This window comes from Soonwooa buanensis (assembly GCF_900167905.1).
Classification (GTDB): Bacteria; Bacteroidota; Bacteroidia; order Flavobacteriales; family Weeksellaceae; genus Soonwooa; species Soonwooa buanensis.
Genome location: NZ_FUYZ01000001.1, coordinates 309,360 through 330,139, shown reverse-complemented (window position 1 = coordinate 330,139; position 20,780 = coordinate 309,360). Strand labels below are relative to the sequence as shown.

The window sequence follows — 20,780 nt, the reverse complement described above, 5'->3', positions numbered from 1 at the left end:
ATGAAAAAATTAGCTTTAGTTGCTTTAATGATTGGAGGTTTAGCATTTGGACAAACTAAAAAAGTAGTAGCATCTGATGTACATTGGTGGGGTTACAAAATCGCAAAATCTCAAGCATCATCTCATGATGGGACGGTTAATGTGAAATCTGGTAACATCGTTGTTAAAGATAATAAAGTTGTTGGTGGTACTTTCGTATTAGATATGACGACCATTAGCGCGACAGATGTTAAAGATGCAGAAACAAAAGCTAAGTTGGATGGCCACCTTAAGAATGGTGACTTCTTCGAGGTAGAAAAATTCCCAACAGCTGAATTTACAATTACTGCGGTTAAACCAAATTCTGATAAACTTTGGAATTCTACAATCACTGGTAACTTAACTGTAAAAGGAAAAACTAACGCCATCAGCTTCCCAGCAAAAGTTGGTGTTAGCAAAGGTGTAGCATCTATCGTTACTGATAAATTTAGCTTTGATCGTCAAAAATTTGATGTAGCTTACAAATCATCTATGGCTGACGTTTTGGTTAAAGACGATATCGACATGAAAGTTAAAGTAACTGCAAAATAATTTGCTAAAACTTTAAGAATATTTAAAAAAGAACAGCTTGTCTGTTCTTTTTTTGTTTCCTACTTTTGATAGTAGTTTTGATTATGAAGTTATATGTTGTGAGTGGCCTTGGTGCCGATTTTACCGTTTTAGAAAAATTGACTTTTGACCACGATATCGAAGTCGAATTTCTAGATTGGTTAATTCCCGAAAATCAAGAAGAGTTTTCGCATTATGTTAAAAGAATGGCGGACAGAATCGACGATGCAGAAGATTTTTATCTTTTGGGATATTCTTTTGGTGGGATTATGGTACAAGAAATTCATCATCTTAAACCTGCCAAAAAAGTTGTAATTCTCGGAAGTATTCGCAGCGATGAAGAAAAGTCACCACTTATAAAATTGGGAGGTTTTACTAAAATCCCAAGATTGGTGCCCGAACGTTTTTTTAATGAAAACTCGGCGGTGGTTTATTCTTTTTTAAGAAAGTTATTCGATCCCAAAAATCCTCGTATTAATAACTATTTCCGAGTGCGACATCCTTATTATCTCAAATGGTCAATCGAGAAAATTTCGGAGTGGAAATTCCAAAAAATACCCAACATTATCCAAGTCATGGCAGATAAAGACATTGTTTTTCCGATTAAAAATTCGAAACCCGATTTCGTTATTAAAAATGCAACCCATTTATTCCCAGCGACAAAACCAAAAGAAGTATCAGCAATTTTGCTGGAAGTCTTCAAATCTTAACAAAATTTGAATATTGACTTTTTAATTTGTAAATTGATAGTATCTTTAGAGCCCTAATTTTATTGAATGGAATCGATCAGTGTTTTTGAAATTATAAAAGTTGGAATTGGCCCGTCAAGCTCGCATACAATGGGACCTTGGAACGCGGCAGAGATGTTTTTGAACCTTATTAAAAAAGACAGAAAACTTTCTGATGTTAAAGAAGTTTTTGTAGAATTCTTTGGTTCGCTTGCAAAAACGGGAATTGGCCACGGAACAGACATTGCTGGGATGTTGGGACTTTCTGGTGAAGATTTTAAAACCATCGATACAACAAAAATTGATGAAAAAATTGCGCATATTAAGGAAACGCAAATTCTTAATCTTGGTGGCGAACATCCATTAACCTTTATCTACGGACATCATTTAATTTTAAATAAAGAAAAAACGCTTGACTTTCATCCAAACGGAATGATTTTCAAAGTGGTTTTCAACGATGGAGAAGAGTTAAGTCAGGATTATTATTCGCTTGGTGGCGGTTTTGTTGGGACTAAAGAAGACAACACTTACAGCGAAATGTGTGTTCGTACGTTGTATCCTTGCCATCACGGAAGTGATATTCTTAAATATATTGAGCAACTAAATTTAACTAGAGTTTCAGATTTAATTTATCTAAATGAAGAATCTTGGAGAAGTCGTGAAGAGACCAATCAACAAGCTTTAGAAATTTGGAAGAATATTAAAGAGTGCGTCTACAAAGGCGTTAACAAAAAAGGAATTCTTCCTGGTGGTCTTAATGTAACGCGTCGCGCTTCCGAAATGAATGAAAAACTTCTCGGTTCCAAAATCTATAAAAATATGGACCAATGGTTCCAGATGGTTTGCGAGGAGGAGAAGACTTTCAATTCGATAACCAAATGGATTAGTTGTTTCGCATTAGCTGTTAACGAAGAAAATGCTGCTTTTGGTAGAATTATCACCGCACCAACCAATGGTGCAAGTGGTGTTATTCCTGCAGTTTTGATGTATGCACAGACCTTTACAGAATTTAATAAAGAAGAAGATATTATCAGATTTATTTTAACGGCTGGCGAAATCGGAACTTTATTTAAAAAGAACGCAACCATTTCTGCTGCGATGGGCGGTTGTCAGGCAGAAGTTGGCGTGTCGTCTGCGATGGCTGCTGCGGCTTTAACAGAAATTTCTGGTGGTACGCCGGGACAAGTTTTGATGGCTGCAGAAATTGCCATGGAACATCATCTTGGTTTGACTTGTGATCCGATTGGCGGTCTCGTGCAAATTCCTTGTATTGAACGTAATTCGATGGGCGCTATTAAAGCCATTACCGCTTCTAATTTGGCTTTGGAAGGTGATCCTAGCAAAGCCAGAGTTTCGTTAGATCACGTGATCAAATCGATGTGGGAAACAGCTTTGGACATGAATTCTAAATACAAAGAAACCTCTGAAGGTGGTTTAGCGGTCGCAGTTAACGTGCCAGAATGTTAAAATAAAAAATACAGAAGCCGCAAATTTGATTAATGTTTATAAAATCGAATTTGCGGTTTTTTTATTTATCCAAAATGCCTCGTATTCTATTAGCATTAACAATAAGTTCTTCCAAAAAGTCGAAGTTCTCTTTTTCTAAAGCGGATTTGAATTTTTTTAATTGGGAAATATGCTCATTAAGAACATCCAAAACATTTTCTTTGTTTTGTTTAAAAATCGGAACCCACATTTCTGGATGCGATTTTGCAAGACGAACCGTGCTCGAAAATCCAGAACTTGCCAACTGGAAAATAGTATCTTCTTCACGTTCTTTTTCCAAAACGGTATTTGCTAAAGCATAAGACGTAATATGCGAAATGTGCGAAATGTATGCGGTGTGAACATCGTGTTTGTCAGCGTCCATGTAAAGGATGTTCATTTCTAAATTTTCATAAACTTGCTTCACCAATTCCACCGCGAAATCGTAAGAATCTTCATGATTACAAATAACAGCGGCACGATTGCTAAAAGCTTCGGAAGTTGCTGCTTTTGGACCGCTGTTTTCGGTTCCCCACATGGGATGACTTGCCACAAAGTTTTTACGATTCGGATGTTGTTCGACGATGTTAGTTATTTCTTGTTTCGTAGATCCAACGTCCATCACGACGGTTTTATCCGAAATCCTATCCAAAACTTCTGGCAGAACAACTTTTGTAGCTTCAACGGGTAAAGCGATGATTATTAAATCCGAATCCTGAACAAGATTTTCAAAAGTCGTGATTTCATCAATAATATTAAGGTCTTTCGCCATCAAAAGATGGACTTCACTTTTATCAAAGCCTATGATTTTTTGTGCAAAGTTTTTTTCTTTTAATTTTAAAGCCATTGATCCGCCGATAAGTCCGACACCAATAAGTCCTATTGTCATAATTTTAATTTTAAAAACAAAAAACCCCGTCCTAGGACGAGGTTATTATATTGCATACGAAATCTCCATCCTAGGCTAGGTTGTTAATTCGTAATAATATGTTGCTTGGTTAAACATTGTTGCAAAGCTATGAAAAGACTTTCAAATTTTAGTTTAATTTTTTAAAAGTTTTTATCACCACAGAATCTTTTGTCTTTTCGTAAGTCAATTCGTATTTTGGATTCTTTTCGGGCGACGTCATATAATATTCTGGGAAAGGTTGCTTTTGCGCTTGGCTTTTGTCAAAGTCAATTGTTCCTTTTGCAATAATGGAATCTTTCAGATATTTAGTATCGATATTTTGTGACGCAAGTTGCGCTTTCAAAGCAGTTGGGATGGATACTTCTTTGGTCATACTTTCTCCAATAACCCTGTCGTTAGGGAAGTAAGAGCAACTCGCCCCTTTTTTATTTAAAATGAAAAAGACAATAATAAGTCCTGGAAGAAATCCAATAAGATAGAATTTAAGTTTTTTGAGCATTATTTATTTTTAGAAAATCAACAAGTTAATGTCGTGATATGGTAAATCGAATTTTTTGCAAATCACCAATTTTGTGTGGCGACCTTTGTACATGTAAAGGCTTTGTTTAACCTCTTTTTTGCTAAGTAGCATATTCTCGTAACCGCCGTCTTCGTCGTAACCAAGGATGTAACTTAGGAAGAAGTTGCTAATTGCTTTGGTCGTACTTCTTGGCATTCTCGCTGTTAGATTCGGAAGTCCGCAATGTACAACGTCATGTTTTATAATGAAAGGATTTTCAAGACTCGTCAATTCAGAAGTTTCAATGGCTTTTCCGTTGTCCACAGTAATATCGATGATCACGCTACCTTTTTTCATTTTTAAAACCATATCTTCTGTCACAACTGGTGGAAGGTTAAGTCTTGGTAACGCGCCAATCACAACATCAGCACGACGTACCGCTTTTGTTAATTCGCGAGGATCAATAATAGAAGTTGGTACACGATGATCAACAATAGAATGTAGTCGTCTAAGTTTCGATAAAGAATTATCAAAAACTCGAACATTAGCGCCTAATCCGATTGCAGCTTTAGTCGCAAATTCGCCAACGATACCAGCACCGATAATGACAACTTCGGTTGGACGAACGCCTGTGATTCCGCCTAACATCAAACCACTTGACAGAGCCAAAAGTTCTGACGCATATAAAATAGAAACGCTTCCTGCAATCTCACCAATTAGTCTAACAAGCGATAGTTGCTCATATTCGTCGGTGATAAATTCGAAAGCGATAGCATTTATTTTTTTCTCAGATAATTTTACAAAATAATCTTTGTCTCGAAGATTAAGCTGCAAAGCCGAAATAAGATAAGTATTCGGTTTTAGATAATCAATTTCCTGGCATGTTGGAGGATTTATTTTAAGAATAATATCTTGTATAAAAGCCTCTTGCGGATTATCAACTATTAAAGCACCTGCTTCTGCATATTGCAAATCTGTGTAATGCGCACCTTCGCCAGCACCTTTTTCGATGACAACTTTGTGTCCCGCTTGCACAAGGACTTGCACTGCATCAGGGATTAAACATAATCTCTTTTCGGAAAGGCTAATTTCTTTTGGGATACCAATGCTATGCATTTTTCCTTTGCGTACAACCTCAAGCTTTTCCTCTTTTGGGATAAGTTCTTCCTCTTTAAAGGGCGTAAATATGGTAGAAGTGTGACTCATGCAGTCTGCAATTTTTATTAGATTAAAGATACAAATATAATCAACTTGCTTATTATATCATTAATTGAAATTAATAATCCTTTCTTCGTCCGTGTTGGTAATTTGCATTTCGTGGAATTCTTCAGGTAGAAGCTCGCTTTCGTAGATTTCTGGCCACTCAATAATGCAGAGATAAGCGTTATCAAGATATTCTTCGATGCCAAAATCATAAGCTTCTTCAATGTTTTTTAATCGATAAAGATCAAAATGAAATATTTTTCCGTTCGGAGAATTATATTCGTTAACAATAGAGTAGGTCGGCGAGCTTACTTCGTCGTCACTGCCTAAAGCATAAACCAATTGTTGCGAGAAAGTTGTCTTACCAGCACCCAAATTTCCCTTTAATAAAAGGATTGGTCTGTCCAATTTGGATTTTACATAATCAACAACTTCTTGCCATTCTTCGATACTTCGAATCTTGAATTCCATCTTTCAAAAATTTTTGTAAAATTACACCTACTTTTTATATATAAAAAATTATATAGATTTTATGGAAGCTTAAAAATGCATTTATTTTAAATCCTTTACTTTTATCTCAATTCAAAGCGTAAATTTGCATCTTAAACGTATAGATTAATCTATATAAATATGACTCATAGGATTTGATTACTAAAGAAACTATAGATAAAATTTTCTCTGCGGCCCGCATTGAAGAAATCATCGGCGAATATGTACAACTAAAACGCGCTGGCTCTAACCTAAAAGGTCTGAGTCCCTTTGTTGATGAGAAGTCGCCAAGTTTTATCGTATCACCAAGTAAGCAAATTTTCAAGGATTTTTCGTCGGGAAAAGGTGGTGGTGTTATCACATTTCTAAAAGAATTAGAAGGTTTTTCTTATCCCGAAGCTTTACGACATTTAGCGAAAAAATATGGCATTCCTGTTGAGGAAGATATTGTCGAAATGTCGCCTGAGCAAAAGCAACAACGCGATCAAAAAGATTTAATCTATAAAATTCATGAAGTTGCCAATGACTTTTTTATTGAGCAACTTTGGGATGCCGAAGAAGGTCAACAGATTGGACTTTCGTACTTTAGAGAGCGCGAACTTCGTCAGGATATCATTAAAAAATTTCAGCTTGGTTATTCGCCAGAGAAGAAAGATGCCTTTACAGAATATGCTTTAGCCAAAGGTTATGACAAAGATATTCTCGAAAAATCAGGGCTTTCAGTTTTTCCTGAAAACGCACCAAAAGGTGTTGATCGTTTTCGTGAACGTGTGATGTTTCCGATTCATAGTTTTTCGGGAAGAGTTTTAGGATTTGGAGGTAGAATTCTTAACAATACCATCAAAACAGCAAAGTATCTCAACTCGCCAGAAACCGAAATTTACCATAAATCCAATGTTCTTTACGGACTTTTCCAATCCAAGCAAGCGATTTCTAAGCAGAATCTTTGTCTTTTGGTGGAAGGCTATATGGACGTTATTGCGCTTCATCAAGCCGGAATTGAGCATGTTGTTGCAAGTAGTGGAACGGCGTTAACAGTCGAGCAAATCAAGTTAATTAAACGTCTTACGGAGAATGTGACGATTTTGTTTGATGGTGATGCTGCGGGGATTAAAGCGAGTTTTCGAAGTATTGATATGTTGTTGTCGGAAGGGATGAATATTCGCGTTTTGTTATTCCCTGATGGTGATGATCCAGACAGTTTTTCGAGAAAACATCCACAAGATTATGTTGAAGATTTTATTCACAAACATGCACAGGATTTTATCGATTTTAAAGCAGAAATACTTTTCCAAAATACCGATAACGACCCAATTAAAAAAGCAGAAGCAATTCGTGAGATTGTAAAATCTGTAGCTTTTGTGACTAATGGTCTTAAACAAGAAATTTATTTAAAAGAAGTTGCGAACAAATTTAAGTTAAGCGAACAGAATTTGTTTAACGAATTACAACTTCAAAAAGATTATAAAGATAAGGAACATCGTCCACGACCTCAAATTGCGCAACCTGAACAAAAGTTAGAGATTGTTGCTAATATTGATAGCAAAATCAGTCCGCTTTTTGTTTTAGAAGAAAAACTAATTGAGTTGATGATGAAGTTTGGGGATGTTGTTATCGAACGAAAAGATGCAGAAGGCGAAACTTACAAAATATCGGTGATTGAAGAGATTATTCAACATTTAGAAGAAGATGATTGTCAATTGCAAACCGAAATCAATCAAAAAATCGTTGACGAAATAAAAGCTGGACTTCAAGAAGATGAATTACGATCGAGTTCGTTTTTCTTTAAATTAATGGACGAAGATATTTCTGGTAAAATGGCGGATACGCTGATTAATCCTTACGAAACTAGCAACTGGGCGAAGTTTAATATTTATTTTAGCAGCGAAGAAGAAGTTGTTCCCAAAATGGTTAGTGACACAATTTTGCGTTACAAACGAGAATATGTCATGAAGATTATTGAGGATCTTAAAAAAGCTTTAGAAACTGAAGACGAAAAGGAAGAAATTTATTTTAAAATCGTGAAACTTTCTCAACTTCGCAACCACTTAGACGCCATGTTGTATAGGATTTTATGACAGAATGGCGTACTTTAGCAAAGGAACAGAAATTGCAAATACAAACTCGAAAAAAATACCAATTTATATGGACTTAAAAAAAGAATTTAGAGATTATGCGGTGAAGCATCAAGGTATCAATGGCCTTGCAACCGACCAATATATGGGAATGTTCAATCCTACTAATTTGACACCGTACATTATGGAAGAGCGTCGTATGAATGTGGCACAGATGGACGTTTTCTCAAGATTAATGATGGACAGAATCATCTTTTTGGGAACAGGAATTGACGACCAAGTTGCGAATATTGTGACGGCTCAGTTGTTATTCTTAGAAAGTTCTGACCCATCTAAGGATATTCAGATTTACATCAACTCGCCAGGAGGTAGTGTTTATGCAGGTTTAGGAATCTACGACACGATGCAAATTATCAAGCCAGATGTTGCTACAATCTGTACAGGTATTGCGGCATCGATGGGTGCAGTATTATTAGTTGCAGGTGAAAAAGGAAAACGTTCTGCACTTAAGCATTCTCGCGTGATGATTCACCAACCGAGTGGCGGTGCACAAGGTGTAGCTTCGGATATGGAGATTAACCTTAGAGAGATGTTGAAGTTGAAGAAAGAACTTTACGATATTATTTCTCAACACTCTGGTCAAACTTACGATTGGGTAGAAAAAGCCTCTGACAGAGACTATTGGATGACGTCGGAAGAAGCTAAAGGCTTCGGAATGGTCGATGAGGTTTTGGAAAGAAAAATCGCTAAATAACATAAAAAACTCAGTGTGAACTGAGTTTTTTTATTTTTTAACATTTAATTCATCTTGTTTATTGAATTATTTTATATCTTTAGTCTAGAAATAATGGAAATGATACGTTTGGCAAGACATATTTTCGATATTACTAAACTTAATTTGATACATTTTGAGATGGCTGGGTAGCCGTCTCTTTTTTTTATAGGTACTAACTAAAACAAAATGAGATGTCTTTCTATTGAAGTGGTTTCTAAAGAATCACTTCTTTTTTTATTCAAACTCTTTGCTGATGCCAAGTCCGAATAAAGCGTAGTCATAAATTGCTGGGTCTTTTGCATTAAGTTGTCTCAAAACCAAATCCAATTCTTCTAAAGTTTTCCAGTCGTTTTGTTTTCGCGTGACAAGATTTAGTTTTCTCGAAATGTTAGCGGTGTGAACATCCAACGGAATCGAAAGATAAGCTTGGTCAATATTCTTCCAAATTCCGAAATCGACACCACGATTATCTTCGCGAACCATCCAACGCAAAAACATCATAATCCTTTTTGATGCAGAGTTTTTGTAAGGCGAACTTACATGTTTGTGAGCACGATGTTCTTCTTTTAAAAATTCTTTCCTAAAACGTTCAATGCTGTGATAGAAGTTGGTTTCATCATTTTTTAAAAGAAATAAATCTTCCAAACTTTCGTGTTCTCGATAAATTCTTTGGAATTGTTTCAGGAAATATTTAAAATCTTCCATGTGAAAAGTACGATGCGCCGCTTTGTCTGGAAACTTCTCTAAATCTGAATTTTTAAAATTTAAAACAAAATCATACGGTGAATTTTCCGTAAGTTCCATCATCAAATCTGCATTTTTGATAATCGCTTTTCTATTTCCCCAAGCAATACTTGCCGAAAGAAAACCAGCAATTTCTATGTCTTGCTTGTTGTCAAAACGATGTGGGATTTGGATGGGATCATTCTCAATGAATGATGTATTATTATAAAAGTCAGCTTTTTCGTTAAGAAGATCGATGATGTCTTGTTGAAGCATTTTTTAATTTATATTAAATTTTTTGTCAGAGACTGTACTATGAGATATTGCTTTTATTAAGGCTTTCAGAGTTTTAAACTCTGAAAGCCTTGTGAGAAATTTTATGTTTAAAAATTCAATTTCTGACCGTGCAAAATTACAATATTGAAAATTAAATTTTAACTTTGTAGAAAGTGAAAAGTAAAAATGGAAAGTAAAAGAGAATTCTTTTTAGAATGCTACAAATTAGGCATTATCAAATTCGGAAGATTTACATTAAAAAGCGGTATCGAAAGCCCTTTTTATGTTGACTTACGTCCTTTGGCATCGGAACCAAAAATCTTAAAAAATCTTGCCAACTATCTTTTGGATATGTTGCCATTAGATAATTTTGATGTGATTTGCGGTGTGCCTTACGCAGCGCTTCCGATGGCGACAGCGATGTCTTTGGAAAGTTACATTCCGTTGATTATCAAAAGAAAAGAAGCTAAAACTTACGGGACTAAAAAACTTCTTGAAGGAATTTACAAAAAAGGTGATAACTGTCTTTTGGTGGAAGATGTGATTACATCAGGAAAATCGCTTGTCGAAACTATCGAAGAAGTTGAAAATGAAGGTTTAAAAGTTGCCGATATTGTTGTAGTATTAGACAGAGAACAAGGTGGAAAAGAGAAATTAGAAGCCAAAGGTTACAAAGTTCATACGCTGTTTACGATTTCGGAAGTTGTAAAGATTTTGAAGGAAATTGAATGTCTTACTGATGAGGAAGTCGCTAGAATCAATGATTTCTTAAACGGAAACCAAGTTCAGTTTCAAGAAAAAAAGAAAATTTCTTACGAGAATAAATTAGAAAAAGTAGAGCATCCAATGGCGAAACGCCTTTTGGAAATCGCTATCGAAAAGAATTCTAACCTTATCGCTTCGGCTGATATTTTGTCAACACGCGAATTATTAGATTTTGCTGATATGGTTGGTCCGCACATTGTTGCGCTTAAAACGCATATCGATATTTTGACAGATTTTGATGCAGATTCTACGATTTTACCATTAAAAGATTTAGCGCAAAAACATAATTTCTTAATAATGGAAGATCGCAAATTTGCGGATATTGGTAACACGCAAGAATTGCAATTTTCATACGGAATGTACAAGATTTCTAACTGGGCAGATCTTGTTACGGCGCAAGTAATTGGTGGAAGTGCAAGTCTCGATGGCTTCCATAATGTTGGCGTCGTAGCGATTTTGGGGATGTCTTCTAAAGGTACTTTGACAGATGCGCATTATCGTGAAGAAGCGATGAAGATTATCGAAAATCAATCCAATGTTATGGCTTGTGTTGCACAAAACGAAATCCCAGACGATTTGATTTTGATGACGCCAGGCGTTAATCTTTCTGATGCTGGCGATAGCAAAGGCCAACAATATAACACACCAGAAAAAGTGATTAATAATTACCATACGGATTTTATCATCGTTGGACGTGGTATTTATAAAGCTGAAAATCCAGAACAAGAAGCTGTTAAATACAAAATGGCAGGTTGGGAAGCTTACAAAAAGGCTTTGTAAAATTATCTTTTTTAAAATACAGAAACAGTTATCGAGATTTTCGATAACTGTTTTTTGTTTTAAATATAGACTTTCAATATTTTTTGCAAAGAGTAAACTTTAAAAATAGTCTCGCTTTTGTTTTGGAACGGAAAAGCTAATTCTTATCTCACATCAATTGGGATGTGGAATCATAATCTTAATATTGTAAAAAATAAAACAACATGGATGTTAATGTAACTGCAACAATAGGAACCGAACTTTATTTAACCAAAGTCACAACGGGAAATCATGAGATTATCGTTGATGAGCCAATTGACAAAGGAGGAAAAGATTTAGCACCAAAACCAACAGAACTTCTTGCAGCGTCTTTGGCGAGTTGCACAGCCATTACGCTGAAAATGTATGCTGAGAGAAAAACTTGGGACGTTGGCGAAATTTTTGTTGATGTGACTTTAGTTGATAGCGATGACAAAACGAAAACGACACTTAATAGAAGTATTCGATTTTCGAAAACTGATATTCCGGAAGATCAGATGAAGCGTTTTCAGCATATTGCGAATGCTTGTCCAGTTCACAAGATTTTGGAAGGTTCAATTACAATAAATTCAGAATTCAAATAAAAAATATAAAAATGGAAATCAAACAACAAAACAACGAAAAAAACGGAATGTTCGAAGCTTTTATCGATGGCAAACATGCGGGCGAAATGACTTACACTTGGGCAGGAGAAGATAAATTTATCATCGATCATACAGGTGTAGAAGAAGCTTACAACGGTCTAGGTGTCGGGATGAATCTTCTAAATGCAGTCGTAGATTTCGCAAGAAAAGAAAACAAAAAAGTGATTCCGCTTTGTCCTTTTGCAAGTGCAATGTTCAAGAAACATACAGAATTGCAAGACGTTTTAGCGTAAAAATAAGACTATTTATCAATAAAAAGGCTTTCAGAGTTCAAAACTCTGAAAGCCTTTATTATTTTTAAAACTTCATGAAAACTTAAAGTTTTTCAGCGATGTACTTTGCGGTTGCCGATATTTTATTCTTGGTTAAATCTTCAGGCGTTCCGGTGAAAACTACTTCGCCACCGTGTTTTCCAGCATTTGGACCGATGTCGATAATATAATCAGCACATTTTATAATGTCTGGTTGATGTTCAATCACAATCACCGAATGTCCAAGCTCGATCAAAGCTTGCAGAGATTTCATCAATTTATTAATATCATGGAAATGTAATCCCGTCGACGGTTCGTCAAAAACAAATAAAGTTTTGTCCGTCGTAACACCTTTTACTAGGAAAGACGCAAGTTTTACACGTTGCGCTTCACCACCAGAAAGGGTAGAAGAGGACTGTCCCAGTTGCAAATAACCAAGTCCAACTTCTTGTAATGGTTTTAGCTTTTGTACAATTTTAGATTCTTGCAATTCTGTGAAGAAGTTAATAGCTTCGTCAACCGTCATTTTTAAAATATCCGAAATACTTTTCTCGTCAACTTTAACTTCAAGAATTTCACTTTTAAAACGTGTGCCGTGACAATGTTCGCACTCCAATTCGATGTCCGCCATAAATTGCATGGACACTGTAATCACACCTTCGCCTTTACATTCGTCGCAACGTCCGCCATCCACATTAAAGGAGAAATGCTTAGGTTTTAATCCCATTAACGACGCCGATTTTTGTTTCGAAAATAAATCACGAATGTCGTCATAAGCTTTTAGATAAGTTACGGGATTAGAACGTGAAGACTTTCCGATCGGATTTTGGTCGATTAACTCAATGTTTTTAATCAACTTTTTTGGAAACTCAACGCTGTCGTAATCGGCTTTTTTGCCGCCCATTCCCAACTGAATTTGCACAGCGTTGGTTAGGATTTCCTTCATCAAAGTTGATTTTCCACTTCCGGAAACGCCCGTTACAACGGTTAAAACTTCTAACGGAACATCAACATCAATATTTTTAAGATTGTTTTGACGCGCACCTTTTATTTTGATAAACTCTTTTGGAACACGACGCTTTTTCGGGACTTCAATATTTAGTTCGTGATTAAGGTATTTAGACGTTAAAGTATCAGCTTTTTTCAAATCTTTATAATTTCCAGCAAATACCAAATCGCCACCAAGATAACCAGCTTCTGGACCAATGTCGATAATGTAATCCGCAGCGTGCATTACGTCTTCATCGTGCTCTACAACGATAACCGTGTTGCCAATATCGCGAAGATTTTTTAGAACTTCAATGAGATTTTCGGTGTCACGAGAGTGAAGACCGATACTCGGTTCATCCAAAATATAAATGGATCCAACCAACGAACTTCCCAAACTTGTCGCCAAATTAATACGTTGACTTTCGCCACCAGAAAGCGTGTTGGACGTTCTGTTAAGGTTAAGATAACCCAAACCAACTTTTAATAAAAATCCGATTCGAGATTTTATTTCATATAGAAGACGTTTTGCGACTTCGGCGTCATATTTTGATAATTTAAAACTTTCAATAATTGGTGAAAGCTCATCCAAAGGCAATTCTATCAAAGACTGAATATTGTGTCCATCGATTTTTACCCAAGACGTTTCTTCACGCAATCTAAGACCTTCGCAAGTCGGACAAGTCGTTTTACCACGATAACGCGACAACATCACACGGTATTGGATTTTATAAAGATTCTCCTCCAACATTTTGAAGAAGTTATCAATACTCGGGAAACTTGCAGACTTGTCACCACGCCACAAATATTGTTTTTGCTCTTTTGTGAGTTGATGATAAGGCTTATGAATAGGGAAGTCTTTTGCTTTTTTAATGAAAGAACGTTTCCATTCGCTCATCGTTTCGCCCTTCCAAGGCGCAACAGCATCTTCGAAAACCGAAAGATTTTTATTTGGAATGACAAGATCTTCGTCAATGCCAATTATTTTACCGTAACCTTCGCAAGTTGGACAAGCGCCATAAGGATTGTTAAAGCTAAAATAATGAACATTCGGTTCGTTAAAATCGATGCCATCTAGCTCAAATTTATTAGAGAAATCTCGAACTTCGTTATTCTCTGTATTTTTCAAGAGACAACGTCCGTGACCTTCATAGAACGCCATTTGGATAGAATCCGCCAAACGTTGCAAGAAGTTTTCGTCCTCTTCGTAACTGAAACGGTCGATGACCAAAAATATCTCCGTATCCGCTTCTGGTACAAAACCAAAACTTTCTAAATCTTCAATACTGGCAAGGTTTCCGCCAACTTCCAAACGTGTAAAACCAGAAACTTTCAAAGTTTTTAATTGTTCGGTAAAGTTGTCAACTTCATATTGCAAAGGCGCCATCAAGATAAAACTTGTGTCTTTTTTTGAAGCCTTAATAAAATCGATAACATCGGTAACAGAATCTTTTTTGACCTCTTCACCAGAAATTGGTGAAAAAGTATGGCCAATTCTGGCGTACAACAACTTTAGATAATCATAGATTTCCGTCGATGTACCAACTGTAGAACGCGGATTTGACGAAATAACTTTCTGCTGAATCGCGATAGATGGCGCAAGACCTTTAATATCGTCAACTTTTGGTTTTTCTAATTTTCCTAAAAATTGTCGCGCATAAGAACTCAAACTTTCAACATAACGGCGTTGACCTTCCGCGTAGATCGTGTCGAAAGCTAGCGAAGATTTTCCGCTTCCCGAAACACCTGTTATCACAATGAGTTTGTTTTTTGGTATTAAAACATCAATGTGTTTCAGATTGTTAAGATGTGCGTTTTTAACAAAAAGTTGTTTTTTTATATCGATTTCTGCAGTTGTAGCCATATCAAAATTAAGACCCACAAAATTACGAAAAAATGCGTTTTTTTCAGCTAGATATTTTGTTAATGTTTATTTAGAAATCGTTTGAAAATTTTAGCCTTAATTTATAAACAGCTTATTAAAGTAAAAAGAGCAGTAAAATAAATTACTGCTCAAGTGATAACTTAAAATATAGCAATTTCTTATGAAGAAAATTGTTTCGTTTTTCTGTTAACATATTAACAAAGGATAATGTTGTGTGTTAATATTGTTTTGTTTTGAAATGTAAAAGTAATATTTTTTTTATTTAAAATAGTGTTTTAAAGGAAAAATTTAACTTAATTTTAAAATAAATTATTTTTTGTTGCTGATTTTTTTATTTATTGCATAGCTTTGCCTCCGTAAAATTGTAAAAAACTATGAAAAAGCTTTTGTTATCGGGTTTTGCGTTGTCTTGTGCATTTTTTTCGGCACAACAGCAAGACATAGAAGAAGTCGTCGTAAAAGGAAAATTTTTTTCAACTCCAATTACTAAAGTTGCGGAAAATATTACGGTTATTTCTAAAAAACAAATTCAAGAATCACCAGCACGAAGCGTTGCTGATTTGCTACAATATTTCACTGGGATGGATATGCGTCGCCGTGGGATGAATGATGTACAAACAGATCTTAGTATTCGTGGTAGCTCTTTCGAGCAGGTTTTGGTTCTGATAAATGGTATCAAAATGAATGATGCGCAAACTGGACATAACACGTTTAATCTTCCTTTTGATATGGCGAGTATCGATCGTGTTGAGATTATAAAAGGTCCTGCAGCACGACGTTTTGGACAAAATGCTTACGGAGGTGTCATTAATATTATCACCAATGTTGGTAAAGACAATGCTTATCAAATAAATGCTGCAGGTGGCGATTTCAAAACTTGGTCTCTTGGCGCTTCTGCCGATTTTGGAAACGAAAATTTCGGAAATTTTATTCAAGTTGGTAAAGCAGAATCTGCAGGTTATCGTGTTAACACAGATTCCGATGTACAAAATGTTTGGTATCAAAATCAGTTTAAAATTAAAGATGCAAACTTCAAAATGCAAGCTGGTTTTACAGAGAAAAAATTTGGTGCAAATGGATTTTATTCGTCACCATTAGCCAAGGATCAATACGAAGAGACACAAACATCTTTGGTGAGTGCGTCTTACGATCAGTCTTTTGGAAATTTTGGAGTCAACGCCAATGTGTATTGGAGAAGAGGACAAGATATGTATTTGTTTAACCGTGTTAAGCCCGAAATCTATCGTAACATGCATATTGGTAACAATATTGGTGGTGAGTTGAATACGTCTTACGTGTCAAGTTTGGGGAAATCTGGTTTGGGCGTCGAGTTCCGTAACGAAGCGCTTCGCAGTAATAATCTAGGCGAAAGAGAGCGTTTTATCACGCAAGTTTTTTTTGAACATCACATTAGTTTGTTAAATCAAAAACTTAACATTATCCCAGGTGTAAGTTGGGCGAATTATCCAGGGACTGGTAACTTTTTTTATCCAGGTTTAGATGTTGGATATAATCTTGATGACCACAACAAAATCTACGGAAATGTAGCTAAAACCAATCGTATCCCTACTTACACAGATCTTTATTATGTTAGTAAAACCGAAACTGGTAATCCTAACTTGAAACCAGAAAATGCATGGAATTATGAAATTGGCTATCAATATCAACGTGCAAATTCTCTATTGAAAGTAAGCGGTTTCGGTAGAAATACGGATAACGCCATTGACTGGACGAAGGATTCGTTGGCTGCTATTTGGCGCGCCGAAAATATTAGCAATGTAAAAACACTAGGTTTTGAAACCGAAGTTGCTCAAAAATTTAATTGGATTGTTAACAATGTATCAGTTGGTTATACGTATTTGGATAACAAAATTAATCGTGAAGATCAAGCCTTTTCCAAATATGTTTTAGATAATCTTCGTCATCAATTCAATGCAAAATTACAAGCAAAATATTGGCGATTCGGGACAGAAGTTGTCTATCGTTACAATGAGAGAATCGCTTTGGGAAGTTATAATCTTCTAGATGCGAAGTTAAATTATCAGACTGATAAGCTTAATATTTATCTTTTAGTCAACAATATTACGAATGCTGAATATTCCGAAACGAGCCTTGTGCCAATGCCAGGTCGTTGGTTTATGCTAGGATTTACGTTTAAAAATAAGTTTTAGAAACACAACATCCGTCATTAAGGCGGATGTTTTTATTTTACTTAATTTTGCAACAAATATTTACAATGCAAGTAGGAAAATTCCAGACGCTAAAGGTTTCAGAAGTTAATAATTCAGGTTACATTTTGATAGATGAATTAGGTGAGAAAGCTTTTTTATCTAAGATTCTAGTTAATTCGACTTTAGAAGTTGATCAAGATGTTGACGTTTTTGTGTATCAAGATGATGACAAACTAAAAGCGACAACCGAAACGCCTTTATGCGAAGTGGACGAATTTGCCGTGATGACTTGTGTGCAGAGTTTGCCAAGTGGTGCTTTTATGGACTGGGGAATTATCAAAGATTTGTTCGTGCCTTACAAACAACAGAAAGGGAAAATTCTTGAAAGCAAACGTTATATCGTTTACGTCTATATCGATGAAGAAAGTGGTAGAATTACGGGTACAACCAAGTTTAAACGTAATCCGCAATACACAGATTTACCATTTAAAAAAGGTGATAAAGTCGATTTATTAATGATTGGTGAATCCGAATTGGGTTGGAATGTTATCATCGATAAAAAATATATTGCATTAATCTACGCTTCTGACGTTTATAAAAAGTTATATCCACTTTCTACGGAGCAAGGTTATATTAAAGCGATTCGTGAAGATGGTAAGATTGATGTGTCTTTACAACCGGAAGGTTTTGAAAATATTGATGAGTTCAAACAAAAAATTATTGATAAACTAAATGACAATTACGGTTTGATTTATTTGTCGGATAAATCTTCTCCAGAAGAGATAAAAGACGAATTGCAGATGAGTAAAAAGAATTTCAAGAAGGCGATTGGCGGTCTTTATAAAGACAAAATAATCGAAATCGAAGATGATAAAATCCGATTACTATAATTGATGATGAAATCTAAAGTTCTTGTCACTGGTGCAACAGGTTTAATAGGTTCTGCATTGTGCGAATTGCTCGTTTCTAAAGGCTATGACGTTCATGTTTTGGTAAGATTCGATGACGAAAAACAACAAAGTCCTTACAAAGCTTTTAAGTTAGATTACGATAATAATTCTATCGAAGATGGTGCTTTGGATGGCGTTGAGTATGTTGTACATCTTGCGGGTGCACCTATTGCGATGCGTTGGACAAAGTTTTACAAAAAATTAGTTATAGATAGTCGTGTAATTTCTGCGGACATTATCCAAGCTGAAATAGAAAAGCAAAATATTAGACTTAAAGCTTTTATTTCTGCTTCGGCGGTTGGCTATTATGGTGCAATAACCTCTGATAAAATCTTTGTTGAAACAGATTCGCCTGCCGATGATTTTCTAGGTAAAGTTTGTCAGGCTTGGGAGAAAAAAGCTCAGGATTTTAAGAATGTTGCAGATAGAGTGGTCATGTTGCGAACTTCTGGCGTTTTGTCCGATAAAGGTGGACTTTTGGCGGAATTAAAAGAACCGATTGCAAAGAATTCGGGGTCGCCTTTAGGAAGTGGAAAACAATATGTACCATGGATTCATATCGATGATATGTGTGAGATGTATTTGCAAGCGATCGAGGATAATACAATGTCTGGCGCTTACAATGCGGCGACGCCTGAGCATATCACCAATAAAGATTTAACGAAAGCTGTTGCGAAACAACTTAAAAAGAAACTTTGGTTCCCGAATGTGCCAGCTTTTGGATTAAAAATAATGTTTGGCGAAATGGCGAATTTAATCTTAAAAGGAAGTCGCGTTTCATCGGAAAAGATTTTAAAACAAAGATTTCAATTTAAGTTTCCAAAATTAGAAGATGCTCTGAAAGATCTTTTGAAGTAGAAGTAATTTAGGTTTAAAAAAAGTAATTTTAAAAAAGTTCGGTTATCTCAAATTTGCATAACTTTAAATAATAAATAAAATTGATATGGAAACTAAAAGATATACTAACAACAAAGATATTACGGTGTTATGGACGCCAAGTAAATGTAAACATGCAGGAGTTTGTGTAAAGTCACTTCCCCAAGTTTATGATCCCAAAGCCAAACCTTGGATTAAACCAGAAAATGCGACAAAGGAAGAATTAATTGCACAAATTAATGCTTGCCCTTCTGGTGCTTTGGCTTATGTTATAGAAGATAATTCAAAATAGAAATAATAAAAAGGCTCTCAAATTTGAGAGCCTTTTTTGTTGTTTTTTAATCTAAGAATTCATCAAAGACTCGATTTCGTCGGCTTCGATAGGAATGTTTTTCATAAAATTTTTCGGATTTCCTGAAGCTTGGATCTCGTAATCGTCTTCAAGTCGCACACCAAAATCTTCCTCTGGAATATAGAATCCAGGTTCGTTGGTAAAGACCATTCCTGCCACGAAATCATCTGACAAAAGTCCATAGTCGTGCGTGTCAAGTCCCATGTGGTGCGATGTCCCGTGCATCATGTATTTTTTGTAAACTGGCCATTTTGGATCCTCATTTTGGACATCCGCTTTATCAATTAATCCCAAATCTAACAAAGCAGAAGTATAGACTTCGCCCATTTCTTTATGGAATTTATGCCAATTATTTCCAGCAATCAAGCGATCTTCAGCCTCTTTTTTACAATTAAGAACGGCATTGTAGATTTGTTTTTGGCGAGGCGTATATTTTCCATTTGCGGGAATTGTACGCGTTAAATCCGATGAATAGTTCGCGTATTCTGCGCCGACATCTAATAGAATAAGATCACCGTCTTTCAGTTGCATATTGTTAGAAATATAATGCAAAACATTCGCATTGTTTCCGCTTGCGATAATTGGTGTGTAGGCAAATCCACGACTTCTATTTTTTATAAATTCGTGCGCCAATTCAGCTTCGATTTCATATTCCCAAATGCCAGGTTTTACAAAGCCAAGAAGTCTGCGAATTCCTTTTTCTGTAATGTCACAAGCATGTTGAATCAAAGCAATTTCCTCAGGTTCTTTGATACTTCTTAAACGTTGCAAAATAGGATTGCTGCGCAAAATTGTATGAAGCGGATATTGTTTTTTTACAAATTCGATGAAGCGATCTTCACGCGTTTGTGTCTCAACAGCCGCGCGATAATGTTCGTTTTTATTTAAATAAATATTTTCTGCTTCCGCCATCAAATCGTAAAATACTTTTTCGAATTCTGACAACCACATCACGGTTTTAATTCCAGAAACTTCCGTTGCATCTTCTTTGCTCAATTTTTCACCTTCCCAAACGGCAATATGATCGTTGGTTTCTCTAACAAATAGAATTTCGCGATACTCTTCTTTGTAAGCATTCGGGAAAATTAACAAAATGCTTTCTTCTTGGTCAACACCCGAAAGATAAAAAATGTCGCGGTGTTGCTGAAAAGCTAGTGTAGAGTCTGCGCTGATAGGATAAATGTCGTTAGAATTAAAAATCGCTATCGAATTTGGCTTCATTTGAGAGACAAATTTTTTACGATTTTTGATGAACAAGGTATTAGGAATTCTGTCGTATTTTGTAGTCATGTTCTATTTTTATTTTCGGTATTAAATTTAAAATTCCTTTCAAAATTACAAATAATAATA

At 35.6% G+C, this 20,780-nt stretch carries 19 protein-coding genes; 12 read left to right on the top strand and 7 right to left on the bottom strand.

What is annotated here, in order from left to right:
• From B5X62_RS01600 to B5X62_RS01590, 3 genes are all read left to right on the top strand, one after another.
• Positions 1–570 (top strand): YceI family protein, encoded by a 570-nt coding sequence (locus B5X62_RS01600; RefSeq protein WP_079665636.1) that lies wholly within the window; start codon positions 1–3, stop codon positions 568–570.
• An 83-nt stretch (positions 571–653) separates the two neighbouring features.
• Positions 654–1,298 carry an alpha/beta hydrolase gene (locus B5X62_RS01595; RefSeq protein WP_079665635.1) on the top strand — a complete coding sequence of 215 codons (645 nt, stop codon included), beginning with the start codon at positions 654–656 and terminating at the stop codon, positions 1,296–1,298.
• Between the two features lie 66 nt (positions 1,299–1,364).
• Positions 1,365–2,783 (top strand): L-serine ammonia-lyase, encoded by a 1,419-nt coding sequence (locus B5X62_RS01590; protein ID WP_079665634.1) that lies wholly within the window; start codon positions 1,365–1,367, stop codon positions 2,781–2,783.
• A gap of 61 nt (positions 2,784–2,844) precedes the next feature.
• Here the strand turns inward: B5X62_RS01590 and B5X62_RS01585 are convergent, their stop codons facing one another.
• From B5X62_RS01585 to tsaE, 4 genes are all read right to left on the bottom strand, one after another.
• Positions 2,845–3,693, bottom strand: coding sequence for a prephenate dehydrogenase (locus tag B5X62_RS01585; RefSeq protein ID WP_221405204.1), 849 nt, complete (start codon positions 3,691–3,693; stop codon positions 2,845–2,847).
• Positions 3,694–3,838: 145 nt separating this feature from the next.
• Entirely contained in the window at positions 3,839–4,210 is a 372-nt protein-coding gene (locus B5X62_RS01580) for a hypothetical protein (RefSeq protein WP_079665632.1), read from the bottom strand.
• Positions 4,211–4,219: 9 nt separating this feature from the next.
• A complete protein-coding gene (locus B5X62_RS01575) occupies positions 4,220–5,416 on the bottom strand; it encodes an alanine dehydrogenase (RefSeq protein WP_079665631.1) in 1,197 nt (398 codons plus the stop codon).
• Between the two features lie 60 nt (positions 5,417–5,476).
• Entirely contained in the window at positions 5,477–5,884 is a 408-nt protein-coding gene (tsaE, locus tag B5X62_RS01570; RefSeq protein WP_079665630.1) for a tRNA (adenosine(37)-N6)-threonylcarbamoyltransferase complex ATPase subunit type 1 TsaE, read from the bottom strand.
• 173 nt (positions 5,885–6,057) lie between these two features.
• Here tsaE and dnaG point away from each other — a divergent pair, with 173 nt between their 5' ends.
• Both dnaG and clpP read left to right on the top strand, forming a co-directional pair.
• On the top strand, positions 6,058–7,980 hold the full coding sequence (gene dnaG / locus B5X62_RS01565; protein ID WP_079665629.1) for a DNA primase: 1,923 nt from the start codon (positions 6,058–6,060) through the stop codon (positions 7,978–7,980).
• Positions 7,981–8,047: 67 nt separating this feature from the next.
• Complete coding sequence (gene clpP, locus B5X62_RS01560) at positions 8,048–8,731, top strand: ATP-dependent Clp endopeptidase proteolytic subunit ClpP (protein WP_079665939.1); 684 nt, start codon at positions 8,048–8,050, stop codon at positions 8,729–8,731.
• 255 nt (positions 8,732–8,986) lie between these two features.
• Here clpP and B5X62_RS01555 read toward each other — a convergent pair whose 3' ends face one another.
• Positions 8,987–9,751 (bottom strand): TIGR02757 family protein, encoded by a 765-nt coding sequence (locus B5X62_RS01555; RefSeq protein ID WP_079665628.1) that lies wholly within the window; start codon positions 9,749–9,751, stop codon positions 8,987–8,989.
• A gap of 186 nt (positions 9,752–9,937) precedes the next feature.
• On the opposite strand from B5X62_RS01555, the gene pyrF reads away from it, so the two are divergent.
• The 3 genes from pyrF to B5X62_RS01540 all read left to right on the top strand — a co-directional run bounded on the left by pyrF (position 9,938) and on the right by B5X62_RS01540 (position 12,191).
• Positions 9,938–11,296, top strand: a complete 1,359-nt coding sequence (gene pyrF, locus B5X62_RS01550) for an orotidine-5'-phosphate decarboxylase (protein WP_079665627.1) — start codon at positions 9,938–9,940, stop codon at positions 11,294–11,296.
• Positions 11,297–11,499: 203 nt separating this feature from the next.
• Complete coding sequence (locus B5X62_RS01545; RefSeq protein WP_079665626.1) at positions 11,500–11,898, top strand: OsmC family protein; 399 nt, start codon at positions 11,500–11,502, stop codon at positions 11,896–11,898.
• Positions 11,899–11,909: 11 nt separating this feature from the next.
• Positions 11,910–12,191, top strand: a complete 282-nt coding sequence (locus B5X62_RS01540; RefSeq protein WP_079665625.1) for a GNAT family N-acetyltransferase — start codon at positions 11,910–11,912, stop codon at positions 12,189–12,191.
• A gap of 82 nt (positions 12,192–12,273) precedes the next feature.
• On the opposite strand, the gene uvrA is transcribed toward B5X62_RS01540, so the two are convergent.
• Positions 12,274–15,060, bottom strand: a complete 2,787-nt coding sequence (uvrA, locus tag B5X62_RS01535; RefSeq protein WP_079665624.1) for an excinuclease ABC subunit UvrA — start codon at positions 15,058–15,060, stop codon at positions 12,274–12,276.
• Between the two features lie 395 nt (positions 15,061–15,455).
• Between uvrA and B5X62_RS01530 the strand changes: the two genes are divergently transcribed.
• The 4 genes from B5X62_RS01530 to B5X62_RS01515 all read left to right on the top strand — a co-directional run bounded on the left by B5X62_RS01530 (position 15,456) and on the right by B5X62_RS01515 (position 19,370).
• Positions 15,456–17,252 (top strand): TonB-dependent receptor plug domain-containing protein, encoded by a 1,797-nt coding sequence (locus tag B5X62_RS01530; RefSeq protein ID WP_079665623.1) that lies wholly within the window; start codon positions 15,456–15,458, stop codon positions 17,250–17,252.
• A 65-nt stretch (positions 17,253–17,317) separates the two neighbouring features.
• On the top strand, positions 17,318–18,142 hold the full coding sequence (locus B5X62_RS01525; RefSeq protein WP_079665622.1) for a CvfB family protein: 825 nt from the start codon (positions 17,318–17,320) through the stop codon (positions 18,140–18,142).
• 3 nt (positions 18,143–18,145) lie between these two features.
• A complete protein-coding gene (locus B5X62_RS01520; protein ID WP_245797107.1) occupies positions 18,146–19,060 on the top strand; it encodes a TIGR01777 family oxidoreductase in 915 nt (304 codons plus the stop codon).
• Between the two features lie 85 nt (positions 19,061–19,145).
• On the top strand, positions 19,146–19,370 hold the full coding sequence (locus B5X62_RS01515; protein WP_079665620.1) for a (4Fe-4S)-binding protein: 225 nt from the start codon (positions 19,146–19,148) through the stop codon (positions 19,368–19,370).
• A gap of 51 nt (positions 19,371–19,421) precedes the next feature.
• On the opposite strand, the gene B5X62_RS01510 is transcribed toward B5X62_RS01515, so the two are convergent.
• Entirely contained in the window at positions 19,422–20,720 is a 1,299-nt protein-coding gene (locus B5X62_RS01510; protein ID WP_079665619.1) for an aminopeptidase P family protein, read from the bottom strand.
• Positions 20,721–20,780 lie beyond the last annotated feature (60 nt).